The organism is Mesoflavibacter sp. CH_XMU1404-2, assembly GCF_037029465.1.
In the GTDB taxonomy this organism is placed as follows: Bacteria; Bacteroidota; Bacteroidia; order Flavobacteriales; family Flavobacteriaceae; genus Mesoflavibacter.
On record NZ_JAYMEM010000033.1, the window covers coordinates 2,268 to 15,050 of the forward strand.

The window sequence follows — 12,783 nt, forward strand, 5'->3', positions numbered from 1 at the left end:
CGAAACTGAATTTAATACTCGAATCCGAAACGTAACGCTGAATTGAAAAATGTAAAACGGAATTGTGCGCAGAAATCAACTTGAGCGGAATTTGAAAAACGTGAATTGATTACTGCTACTCTATCGAATTCCAAAATTGCGGAATCATAACGTGGAATTGAATAGCAAAACGCAAAACAAACTCTGAATGAACCTTTAAAAACTGAAATATAACTGTAACCAACAATGTATAAATTCAATTGCGGCTGAATTTCCTACGGAAATTCATTGCAATTTTCTATCTTTCAACTCAATCGGAAAATCGTGCCGATTTTCCGCAACTGAAATTTATACGCTAACGTTGGTTGCAATAGCGGAATTAAAAACTAAACGTATAAATCGTGTGAATTCTGAACTTTGAAAATAGCGGAACTTTGCGCAGAAACTGAATTTAAAACTCGAGACCGAAACGTAACGCTGAATTGAAAAATGTAAAACGGAACTGTGCGCAGAAATCAACTTGAGCGGAATTTAAAAAACGTGAATTGATTACTGCTACTCTATCGAATTCCAAAATTGCGGAATCAAAACGTGGAATTGAATAGCTGAACGCAAAAAAAACGCTGAGTGAATCTCAAAAAACTGAAATATAACTGCAACCAACATTGTATAAATTCAATTGCGGCTGAATTTCCTACGGAAATTCATTGCAATTTTCTATCTTTCAGCTTCAACGGAAAATCGTGCCGATTTTCCGCAACTGAAATTTATACGCTAACGTTGTAAGTAATGCGGAAATCGAAATAAAATTAAACATTTGAACTAAAAAAGCCAACGCACAAACAGCACATTCATTTTTTTGCCAACGCGCAATGCCAACGCTGAAAAAAATAAAAGAGCTGTTTTTAGCCAACGCTCAATAGAATTAATAAAAAGAGAATGAATGGCATACCATAATAATGAAGATATTTTCGATGACGAACCAATAGAACTAATAATAAGATTTGAAAACAAATCAGTAAGAGTTCTTGATAAACAAAATCGAGGAAGTTTTGAAGAATTAAAAAGATGGATTGAAAACAAATCAATAAAATGCTTCTTTCAAAAGAAAAATGAAGACGAGCATAAAGTAACTTTTCAAATTGAAAACAAGCAAATAGAATTAGTTCTAAAATGGCAAGAGCAAACTTTCGACTACAAAACAATAATAAATCAAAAATCAAAAAATGTAATATCTGAACTTCAACAACTCAATTCAGATGAATATACTGTTACTGAAAATTGTACTGTAAAATTAATTGACTTTAAAAAGCCCTATCGCTCACCAAGAGAATTAGAAGATTTATATAGAAAAATCTGCAATCTTGAAATTTCGCCAAAATCAGAAATTGAAAATCAACAAGAAATTTGGGATAAATGGATTGAAGCACAACAGCTCATTCTTAATAAAAATTCTCAACCAGTAGAAATAGTCAAATATGACCAACCAATTCAAATTCACGAATCACTCTATCAATTTCGAGTTAAGTTAAAACAAGAAGAAAATCCAGAGTTTAAAAGTATTGAAAAGATAATTTCTAAAGAACCTTTCAATCTAAACGAAAGAATAAATCCAGATGGAAGCCTGTTTTTGAGATTTAAGGATATTAGTGATGTCCTAGATAGAGTTATAAAAAAAGATTTTACAACCATACTCGAAAGGAACAAACAAATTACTTGTGTACTCAAAATCACGCCTTTTTCAATATCAAATAAAATTAGTGAAACGTTTAACAATCGTTTTATAGTTTCAAACAATAGCGATACAATTAGTGTTTATATAAACAATTTATCTCAAAAACAAGAGGTCATAGATAAAATGTTTTTAGAGCAATTTTACTTTAAAAGTTATGGAGCTGAATTTGAAATTGATTGGCATTGCAATATAAAATTAGACAAGAACTTAAATATTAGCGACCACTTATTGAGACGATTAAGACACAATGTTTTTTCACGAAAGCATAATGATATTGATAGTCTTAAAAAAATGTACCAAGAGTTAATCTCAATTTTTGGTAAAGAAAAAGTTAAGTCAAAAGTATATTTACAATTCGACCAATCAAGAGTTAACGAACCAATAAGGTTTGAGAATTCAACATTTAAAAATACTTTTTGGACTGAAATAAAACGAGAGTTTTATTCATTCGATTTTGACATAAATGTTAGTGAGTCCCAACAAACTGTCGCTTTTGAATTTATCAATTATTCAGATTTAAAATTAAAATACGAGAAAATAAAATCTTTAAATAGATTTAATATTATGCTCTCGCCATTAAATGAAGATTTTAAATTCAAAGTAAAAATTGACATCATAGCTAAAAAATCTAAAAAAGAAGAGTTTTTGGATAAAACAAGACAGATAGCTGGTTCAGAATTCTACATTGATAGAGGTGATAAATTTGAATACAAAAAAAGACAGGTTGTAATTGGAAATCTAAATGGTAGAAATTCAGACTATAACCATTACGTTTTCAACTTACCTTACAAATGGTCAGATGATAAACGTCAAACAGATAAGTTCTTCAAGTTTATTGAGGAAGAACCAAAAATAAAATTTGTAACACCCAATTTAAGAGGCGACCAAGCAAAAATATCTTGGCTAAATGAAGCAATGAATAAAATTACTAATCCAAAAGAAGGATTAGACTTAAAACCTGTTAACGTAAAAATTAAGGATTTTATTTTTGATAGTTCAAAAGCTGAAGAAATTTATAGAAACCTATCAAAGGGTGAGGAAGAATGGAATGAATTAAAAAGACACGAATTACTAACTTTAAACGATTCTCAAAGAAAAGCTGTTTTATCTGCTTTAAATTGTACAGATTTAGCATTACTTCAAGGTCCACCAGGAACTGGTAAAACTACAGTAATTGCAGAAATGATTTGGCAAATGGTAAGAGTTAATCAGGAACAAAAAATTCTTTTAACTTCTGAAACAAATCTTGCTGTAGATAACGCATTAGAAAAATTACTAAATAAATATCATACACTAGTAAAACCAATACGTTTTGGAAGAGCTAGTAAGTTTGAGGAAGAAGGAAAAAAGTATGCGTTTGAACGCATAATGAAATGGGTTGACGAAAAATTTGAAACGGATGATGATTATGAAAATGAAGTTCTAGAGGAAGATGATGTTGAAATAGTTGAAGAAGATTTTTACAATAATTCTGTTCAGTTATGGATGCGAAGAATTGCGAACAATTCTCAACAATCTAATCCAAAATATAGTGACATTATGAAAGATTGGGCTTTTGAAATGGCTCAACCTGACAAAGAAATGAAAACCTTATTTAAGGATAAATACTTTAAATATGCGAATGTAGTTGGTAGTACAAGTAGTTCCGCTGGAAGTCCCAATTTCGGAGCAGATTACCAACGAATTTTCAATATTGAAAATCAAACAGACAATATTGATGTTGGACAACAATACAAGTGGTATCGTACATCTGTTTCCAATGAAGGTATGATCAAATCAATTAGTGGAGAGGTTTCAAAAGAAAAAATAATTAGAGTTTTTCTTCGAAACGGAAAAGATATTAAAAGTGCAGAGAAACTTGCTAATTCCTACTTTAAATATGGCTCAATGATTAATAACAGAAATACAACTTTTTTAAAGCCTATTGTGTTTGACACAGTAATAACAGATGAAGCAAGTAAAGCAACACCACCAGAATTATTACTACCAATGTGTTTTGGACGCAAAAATATTATTATTGGCGACCATAGACAATTACCACCAATGCTTCACGACAAAACTTTTAAAGAAACATTAGAATCACTTGAAACAACAGAAGCAAAAGAATTGGCATCTGAAATTGATAAAGACTTTGTAGAAACTTCTCAGTTTGAACGATTAATAATGCACCCTAAAGTTTCAACAACCATTAAATCTACATTTAATGAACAATATAGAATGCATCCAAAAATTAACAATGTAATTAAACAATTTTACTTGGATGAAGGTGGTTTAGAACCAGGAAAACCGATAAAGGAAAGCGCAAATGACCCAAATCTAAATAATCCATTTTCTAGACATCACGGATTTTTACTTAATAATTTTATAAATCCAGATATTCATACTATCTGGGTTAATGTGGATGAGCCAGAAGAATTAAGCGGAACATCAAGAATAAATAATTATGAAATTGAAGCTGTAGAGTTAGTCATAAAACTTCTTAAAAAATCAAATGGATTTGAAGAGTATATGAAACATTGGGAAAACAGTAATGACCAAAATAAAATTCAAGAAGAAAAAGAAATTGGTTTAATTAGTTTTTACGGACATCAAGTTTCAAAACTAAAAGAAGTTGCCTTAAAAGCAAGAAACAAATATAATATACCAGTTCGATTAAATACTGTCGATAAGTTTCAAGGTATGGAAAGAAACATCATTATTGTTTCAACTGTAAGGAGTGATAAAAAGATAGAAAACGGAATAACAAAAACGAATAAAGATATTGGTTTTGCTAAATCACCTAAACGATTAAATGTAGCACTATCAAGAGCCAAACGTTTATTAATAGTTGTTGGAAATAAAAATATGTTTTACAGGTTTAAAGATAAAAATGGAAACCAAATTTATAAAAATGTAATTGACACAATCAAAAACGAAGGTATTGTTGTTGATTTTAAAGACTTAAAAAAAGAATTTGGTGATGATGAATAATTTAGACTACAACATATTTAAAGCTATTGAACAAGATAAAAAACTAACTGAAATATATCTTGGTTATCAACCTTTTGAATGGTTCTTTACAAAAGCAAAGTATTCTGCAACTTGTACAGAAGCAGTTGAATTCACATTATTTGACAAGACTATTTGTGGTTTACTAAATATTGAAAACTCATTAAGTTTTGAAGAAATAGGCGAAATTTTAGGATTTAATGTATTAGACAATCCAATTCAAAAAAAATATAAAGACTTTGCCGAATATGAAATATTGAAAGAGGCTTTACAAAGTTTAGAAGAATTTGATATGATAACTACTGGAGATAATTCTTATTCTTATTGTCAATTGACAGATATAGGAAAAGAATATTTTCAAAAAAGTAAAAAATTTAAAGTTCATACAAATAAGCAGTTTGAATTATATTTTGACAATACAAATGACGACCATTCAATAGCAAAAGATAATTTTGAGTTTTTAAAAAGCGTTAATACCGAAGAAAATTCAATTAATACAAGTATTAATTATAAGGATGAACAACTATTAAAATCATTTGCCGGAAATCAAATACCTGAAATTTATAATATTAAAAGAATGAATTCTTTTAAGGATTCTGTTCTTATTGAGAAAGAGCATAAATCAGCAACATTATATGCTGTTTTTTTAATTGATGCAAGTTCTGGGAAATACAGAACTCTTGTTTACGAAGAATATTCGAAAACAATCAATGACTATTTTTCTACATATTTAAGTGAAAATAAAGAAAAGACAGACAGTTTATTTTTTCAAATTCTACAAAAATATAGTTTTTATCAAAATCCAAATTCTGATGATTTTTTATATAGAAAAGAGCTACTTAAATCTCAAAAAGAAATTGAAAGGATAATAGCTGAGAATAAAAATATTTCAGAAGAAATCGCTAATAATATCAATAAACTAAGATTTATTGAACCTTTTATGTTTATTGATAAATTAGATACAATCATCAATAATTCAGAAACCGAAGTTTGGTTAATGTTTAATAAGGTCTCAAAATTATTGATTGAAACTTTATCTAAAATCATTAAAGACATTAATGATAAATACCTTTTTATCTATCTTCCTATTAATGATGATTTAGAAACCGAATTAGAAGAGTTTAAAAGGAAGGTTTCGGAAACTTTAAATTCATATTTAATAATTGGCAACATCGATGAATTTAATGTTATAGCTGAAAAATCGAATAAAACATCTATATACAAAAAAGAGAGTTTCCCTTTAAATATAAGTGGTAAATCAATCAAATATCAATTCGTTAGAAAACATACCAATGTAGAAATCAAAGAGCACATTGATTCTTTTAGACGAGATTTTGCTGATGAATATGTGGAAAATATAAGTAATGAAATCGACTCTCTAATTGCTGAAAAAATTAATAGTGATGACCTATCTAATTATAGCACTAAAGAAATTGAGGATATTGACTTTAAGATAAGACCTTTTTATGATGTTACTGAACATAATTTAATTTTAAGTGAAATAAAAGAGAATAAAATAGCATTGCTAAATGCTGTGAGAAATGCTAGAAATAAAAAAATGGAATCTTTTATTAATTCAATGATAGAAGAACTTAAAAGTTTAGACTTGTCTGATGAAAGAAATTTTAAAACTTTAAAATCAAAAATAAATAAAGAGAAAGAAAAAGTTGAAGAGCTAGAATCAACTTTGTTTCTGGACTTAGAAAAAAAGCTTTTACTCAAAGAGAAAGAGTTTGAACTAATAAAAAAGAGGAAATCAATAATTATTGATACAAACATTCTAATAGAGGAACCAAAAATAATAGACGTTATTGATTCACTTCAAAACATTATTTTCTCTGCTAAAGTTATCGATGAACTTGATAGTTTAAAAAACAGAAGTGAAACTAAAGAGAAAGCGCAAGATGCAATTCGAGAAATACGCAAACATCAAAAAAAGAAAAACATAAGCTTCAATACAAGCAAAGTTGACAACTTACCTGATGATTTAGATAAAAAATCACCTGATAATAAAATTTTATCCGTTGCATTACAATATAAAAAAAGAAATCCAATACTCTTAACTAATGATAAAGGCTTGCAGATTAAGGCAGAAATGTTAGATATACCTGCTAAAACAATTGATGAACTAACATCTTTACTTTCACTTAGCAAAAGAAGTAGAACAAACCATAGAAAAAAACGATAATATGTCTTGTTTTGAAACATCCACTTTCCTAAAAAATCCTCAAGTATTTAAAACAGAGGTTTTTATCGAAGCAGTTAAAAAATTTAATTGGGATTATGAAATTAAAAGTAATAACGAAGTTGTTGTTACTAAAATTCCAAATACAAATCTTCACGGAGAATACGCAATAAAAATTAAAAATGGAACAGTTACTTATAACAGTTACTACTTAAAAAATGGAAAAGAATTAATTAAAGAATTACAGAGTGAGTTTTTTACTTTAAATGTAGAATACGCAAAAAAGACGATTCTTACAGAATTTGAAAGTGTTGGGTTCTCTTTAAAAAAAGACTACGATTTTGAACCAAATGCAGAAGTGAAAGAGAGGTTTTTTATGGTTGGTTATTCTAAACTAGAAAATGAAGATGAAAAACGAACTGAAATAGAATTTACAATTCTAAAAGATGGAACTATAATTTCTGACTCAAACTATATTCCATATGATGTTCACGAATTAGCAGATAAAGCAATGGAAGGAATAGAAAAGTCATTTGGAAATACTAGAAGAGAAGGAATAGAAATAAAAAGAAAAGAAATACCTGTAAGATATAAAAACAAGTCTTACTGTAGTGCTTCAAATAAAATCATAGCAAAAAAATAAAACAATGGAAAAATCATTTGAAGATTTAAAATATATGCTTGACGCTAATTATCCACTAATTTATCTAACATCACCTGAATATGGACGCATAATTCAAAAAGTTAGAAGCACAGCCTTTAGAAAAGGATATACATTTAGCACTTGGGATATTGTTGATGGTTTACAAATCCACAAGAAAGATGAAAATTCAAATAGATTAGATAAAGTCGAGAAACATCCTAATAATGGCGAAACTAAAAACCCTGATTCTTTTCTTGAATTTTTGTTAAAAGGTAATAATGAGAACCAAGAATCAAAAGAGATTTTCATATTTGAAGACGCACATAAACAGTTTCGAGATGAAAAATTTGTGGTACAATTAAGAAAACTAACACAATATTTTAAAGCACTAAACAAACACTTATTGTTGCTTTCCCCATTTTTCAAACTACCTATTGAATTAGAAAAATATGTGACAGTTCTAAATATGCCTTTACCTGACAAAAATGATTTAGAAAAAAGGCTGAATGTAATAATTAGAGAAGAAAATATAAACGAGGATTTAAAAAACCTAATTCTTGATGCAGGTGCAGGATTAACAGATGTTGAAGCTGATTTGGCTTTTCGCCTAGCAAAAGAAAAAGTTGGTCTAAATAGTAAAGATGCAATTAGAATTATAGCAAGCGAAAAAGAACAAATAATAAAGAAAAGTGGAATTCTAGATTATTATCATACAACAGAAAATTTAGATTCAAGTGTTGGTGGCTTAGACAGTTTAAAAATATGGTTGAAACAAAGAAGCAAAGCATTTGAAAGAAAGGCGAAAGTATTTGGTTTAAAAGAACCAAAAGGGATGTTGCTTTTAGGTGTTCCTGGAACTGGAAAAAGTTTAACAGCAAAGGCAATCGCAACAGAATGGAATCAACCATTATTAAAATTAGACATAGGTAAAGTATTTCAATCAGAAGTTGGTAGTAGTGAAAACAACATAAGAAATGCTATAATGACAGCAGAAGCAATTGCGCCTTGTGTTTTGTGGATAGATGAAATTGAAAAAGGATTAAGTTCTGGTGGTGGCGAAAAAGATGGGGGCACAAATTCAAGAGTGTTTTCAACAATTTTAACTTGGATGCAAGAAAAAACGAAACCAGTTTTTGTAGTTGCAACTGCCAATAACATTAGTAATCTTCCACCTGAACTTTTAAGAAAAGGTCGTTTTGATGAAATCTTTTTTATAGACTTACCAACAAAAAAAGAAAGGAAAAATATATTTGAAATTCATCTCAAGAAAAATAATCAATCAAATATAACTGACTTCAATCCAATAATTGAAGAATCTAAATATTTTAATGGAGCTGAAATTGAAGAAACTGTAAAAGAAGCAATGTTTAAGGCATATATTGAAAACAATGAAGAACCAGCAATTAAATTATCGCATCTAATTGAATCTGCCAAAGCAATTGTTCCACTTGCAATTACAATGAAAAATAAAATTGACGGGTTAAGAGATTGGGCATCAACTAGAGCTAGACCAGCAAGTTCTGATACGGATAAAGAAGATTTAAAGAAAGATGAAACTAAAACTCAAACATTGACAAAAAGAGAAAAGGAAGAAGATATATTTTAGAATACAAACCTTATGAAAATATACTGACTGAAAAACAAAAGGACTAAAAAGAATATGAATTGAATGCAAAGCCAACGCTTAAGGCCATACACATTTGCAATTCGCTTCAGCCAACACACAAGCCCAAAATTACAAAAAAGTATGTCTTGCCAACGCTAGTTTTGAACTAAATTAAACATAAGAGAACCAAATTAAATAAAAAAAGCACTACTTACAACAACGTATATAAAAAATAGCGGTTGAAGTACTTAATCGAAACAAAATGAATAAATTAGAAGTCTATTATAAACCGAAAAGTTAGTGAATAAAATCCGCTACTTTTCATATACCAGACCGTTAACTACAATATTGCATCAACAAAAAACGCTCAATTTGTGCGGAGTTTTAGCAACGTAACTCTAAAAAAATTGAAAACAGAATTTTAGCCTGTTACGGATCTGAATTTAAAAATGTAAAAACGGAACTGAACTCTAAAACAGACTCGTGCGGAATTGAATAAATTGCGGTCGAATTCTGTCGCTCAAAATGGAACTGAAACTTAAAAACTGAAACGACAAAACGGAATGTTACGTGAAAATAAAGCGGAATAAAAACAAGTTTTCTCTTTACAATTTCGCCAGCTGAATCTCATAAATCAACACAATACTGTAGTTAACAAGGTATATATTCAATTGCTACTGAATTTCCTTTCGGAAATTCATACCAATTTACTATCTTAGTTGCTTAATGCTGAAAATCCTTCGGATTTTAAGCCGCAACTAAATCTATACCAAACCGTTAGCAGCAAGTTGAAAAAAATATGAGTAAAGAAGAAAATATAAAAATACACGAAACAGCATTTGTAACATCAACTTTTAGAGCTTTTGACGAAAATTTAAGTCAGGATTATTTTGCTAAATTATGGCAGAATTCTACTACAGAAAATTGGATTAAAGAATATCTTGATCAAGTTTCATCAGAAGAAACATTTACTCATTGCCTTCGAAACCGATACTTCTTAGATACGATTAAAGATTTAATCCAAAATCAACAAATTGAAGTGGTAATAAATTTTGGAAGTGGATTTAGTATGTATCCATTTCTAGTAGACGAAAAAATTGTTCATATTGAAATTGATAAACCGGAAATAATTAATTATAAAAAAACTCAAATAAAAGAGTGGCAACAGAAAAATATAGTTCCGGAAAGAAATATTCATTTTATAGGTGTTGATTTCAGTAAAAACTATAAACAAGGATTATTTTCTAAAATTCAGTCCATAAAAGGGAATAAATCAACATTTATTCTTATCGAAGGTGTTCTGTTTTTTCTAACTAGAGAAGAAACAAACGATTTGTTTAATTTTTTCGATACCATTCAAAAGAGTGATGATTATATTGGAAGCGCATCATTTCAAGAAACAATAAAAGATACCAAAGCATTTCAAAATTTACTGGATTTTTTCAATAAAAAAGTTTCAAAGACAACCGAAAGTGATTATCAAACTATCGAAAATCAGTATTATCAATCAAAGGAAAATTATAAGTTAATTGATCATCAAGATTACTTTAGTCTTTCAAAAAAATATGAAAATAATATTAATCAAAGTAAAGAATTAATTTTAAACGAAAACTTTTATTTACTTAAGAAAACGGAGAAAAAACCAGCTGCTAACACCGTATAACAACAATTGCGGCTTTGTGTCCTGCGGACACAACCGCGCAAGCATAAAAGTCGGTAATTTTAGCTATCTTAGTTTTTAACCAACCCGCAACTGATTGTTATACAAGACCGTTGGCAATAATAAAAGGAAAAATGGATAGATTAATTAAAATCGACAATGACTTTACCCTACAAATTGAAAAACTCGAAAAACAATTCGAGGCTAAGGATTTTATTGAATTTACCGAATTTAGATTAAGTGGTAAAAAAGAAATTAATTTTGATAAGTTAAATAAAACGAAAGGAATATACTTGTTTGAAATAAAAAATTCAAAATCACTTTTTTTTCAGGACTGGATTATAGAGTTCAAAAATAACTTTAAAATACCTAAGCATAATTACTCTCAAAATTGGGCGCCGAACATCAGTAAATCAAGATTAAAAACCTATTCAAATGAAAAACTAAATTGGATTCCTCTATATTTAGGAAAGTCAGAAAATATGAAAAAGAGAATAAATGAACATATTGATTCTAATATTGGAAAAGCACCTTCTGCTCTTAAGCTAAAACAACGATATAATTTGAGTGAGGAATTATTCAGATTAAAGTACATAAAACTATGTAATTTAAATAATTACACAACAATATCCTCTATAGTTGAAAAACAACTACAGAATAAAATAAAGCCAATTGTAGGTAGATAATAAAATATGAATTCAGAAACAAGGAATAACAAACAACAGGTTATAGCAACAGAATATTTTAAAAATGGTGTTGAAAAATCAAATTTAAAAGACTATGATGGTGCGATTAAGGATTTCAATAAAGCCACAAAAGCTTGTCCAAACTATGCCATTCCATATTATAATAGAGCATTTGTTAAAATGCATATAAAAGATTATTCTGGTGCAATTTTAGATTTCAATAAGGCTGTAGAGCTTAATCCAAAAAATGTTATGGATTATTATTTTGTAAACTCATTTCATAATAGGGGTCGTGCAAAATTATATCTAAAAGACTATAAAGGAGCAATAACAGATTTCACTAAAGCAATAGTGGAAAAACCTAAATTTTCATCTGCATTTTATAACAGAGGAATTTGCAAAATTAAACTTAACCAAAAAACTGATGGCGAATTAGATTTAGCAAAAGCAAAAGAGTTAGGATGTAGAATATAAAAAAAAGAAATAGTGAAAAAAATATGCGGAAATTGTAGAAACCTATTTATATCTGGAATGTTTCAAAGTTGGGAAGGAACAGCAGGTTATTGTTTATTAGTAAAAAACTATGAAAATAATGACCAAACAAAAAACGAAAATGGTATTCCAAAAGCACAAATCGAATCTATAAAACAATTAAATGATTCTTGTGAGAAATTTGAAAGAAAAGAAAATTGAGGAAAATTACTATTGCCAACACCGTATAAAATTAATTACTAGTTATAGCCTACTTACGAAAGTCCTCGCGGACTTTCTATTTGTGATTTATTTGCTAACTTTAGTGCTTAAAACACGCAACTAATCTTATACAACAACGTTGGTTACAATAGCGGAATTAAAAACTAAGTGTGAAAATTGTGCGAATTCTGAACTTTAAAAACAGCGGAACTTTGCGCAAAAAGTATAACGGAAACTGAGTTTAAAAAAGAAATAAAAGCAAAGGAAATGAAAAGAATTTATGTAGTTTATTTCGTACTTATTGCAAGTATCATTCTTATGATATTAAATATTGCTGAATTAGATTTTGACAACCTTAAAAAAGGTCCTTTTACTGGAATTATTTCAAATATACTGCTGATTGCAGCAATGTTGTTAACTATAAGAGATATAAAGAAAAAAGAAAATAACTAATTGGAGTTTAAAAAACGTGAATTGATTACTTCTACTCTATCGAATTCCAAAATTGCGGAATAAAACGTGGAATTGAGTAGCAGAAAACTGAAATATAACTGTAACCAACAATGTATAAATTCAATTGCGGCTGAATTTCCTACGGAAATTCATTG

General features: G+C 28.7%; 9 protein-coding genes. All 9 read left to right on the forward strand.

Translation table 11 applies throughout. From position 1 onward, the window contains the following. Positions 1–922 precede the first annotated feature (922 nt). The 9 genes from WA327_RS14775 (at position 923) to WA327_RS14815 (ending at position 12,628) form a co-directional block, all read left to right on the forward strand. Complete coding sequence (locus WA327_RS14775) at positions 923–4,684, forward strand: AAA domain-containing protein (protein WP_336071002.1); 3,762 nt, start codon at positions 923–925, stop codon at positions 4,682–4,684. Then, positions 4,677–6,890 carry a PIN domain-containing protein gene (locus WA327_RS14780; protein ID WP_336071003.1) on the forward strand — a complete coding sequence of 738 codons (2,214 nt, stop codon included), beginning with the start codon at positions 4,677–4,679 and terminating at the stop codon, positions 6,888–6,890. The genes WA327_RS14775 and WA327_RS14780 overlap by 8 nt, the downstream gene beginning before the upstream one ends. A gap of 1 nt (position 6,891) precedes the next feature. Beyond that, positions 6,892–7,530: a hypothetical protein gene (locus tag WA327_RS14785; RefSeq protein ID WP_336071005.1), complete on the forward strand. Its 639-nt coding sequence runs from the start codon at positions 6,892–6,894 to the stop codon at positions 7,528–7,530. Between the two features lie 4 nt (positions 7,531–7,534). Further along, on the forward strand, positions 7,535–9,136 hold the full coding sequence (locus WA327_RS14790) for an AAA family ATPase (RefSeq protein ID WP_336071007.1): 1,602 nt from the start codon (positions 7,535–7,537) through the stop codon (positions 9,134–9,136). Positions 9,137–9,935: 799 nt separating this feature from the next. After that, a complete protein-coding gene (locus WA327_RS14795; RefSeq protein WP_225571446.1) occupies positions 9,936–10,799 on the forward strand; it encodes a class I SAM-dependent methyltransferase in 864 nt (287 codons plus the stop codon). A 131-nt stretch (positions 10,800–10,930) separates the two neighbouring features. Beyond that, positions 10,931–11,482: a hypothetical protein gene (locus WA327_RS14800; protein WP_336071009.1), complete on the forward strand. Its 552-nt coding sequence runs from the start codon at positions 10,931–10,933 to the stop codon at positions 11,480–11,482. A 6-nt stretch (positions 11,483–11,488) separates the two neighbouring features. Then, complete coding sequence (locus WA327_RS14805; protein WP_336071011.1) at positions 11,489–11,956, forward strand: tetratricopeptide repeat protein; 468 nt, start codon at positions 11,489–11,491, stop codon at positions 11,954–11,956. 12 nt (positions 11,957–11,968) lie between these two features. Next, positions 11,969–12,175, forward strand: a complete 207-nt coding sequence (locus tag WA327_RS14810; RefSeq protein ID WP_336071012.1) for a hypothetical protein — start codon at positions 11,969–11,971, stop codon at positions 12,173–12,175. A gap of 267 nt (positions 12,176–12,442) precedes the next feature. Further along, positions 12,443–12,628: a hypothetical protein gene (locus WA327_RS14815; protein ID WP_299036134.1), complete on the forward strand. Its 186-nt coding sequence runs from the start codon at positions 12,443–12,445 to the stop codon at positions 12,626–12,628. Positions 12,629–12,783: the final 155 nt, after the last annotated feature.

Bases quoted from the DNA above. Each gene is read 5' to 3' on its own strand.
- WA327_RS14815 (WP_299036134.1), top strand. From the start codon at position 12,443: ATGAAAAGAATTTATGTAGTTTATTTCGTACTTATTGCAAGTATCATT.
- WA327_RS14785 (WP_336071005.1), top strand. From the start codon at position 6,892: ATGTCTTGTTTTGAAACATCCACTTTCCTAAAAAATCCTCAAGTATTT.
- WA327_RS14800 (WP_336071009.1), top strand. From the start codon at position 10,931: ATGGATAGATTAATTAAAATCGACAATGACTTTACCCTACAAATTGAA.
- WA327_RS14790 (WP_336071007.1), top strand. From the start codon at position 7,535: ATGGAAAAATCATTTGAAGATTTAAAATATATGCTTGACGCTAATTAT.
- WA327_RS14775 (WP_336071002.1), top strand. From the start codon at position 923: ATGGCATACCATAATAATGAAGATATTTTCGATGACGAACCAATAGAA.
- WA327_RS14780 (WP_336071003.1), top strand. From the start codon at position 4,677: ATGAATAATTTAGACTACAACATATTTAAAGCTATTGAACAAGATAAA.
- WA327_RS14805 (WP_336071011.1), top strand. From the start codon at position 11,489: ATGAATTCAGAAACAAGGAATAACAAACAACAGGTTATAGCAACAGAA.
- WA327_RS14795 (WP_225571446.1), top strand. From the start codon at position 9,936: ATGAGTAAAGAAGAAAATATAAAAATACACGAAACAGCATTTGTAACA.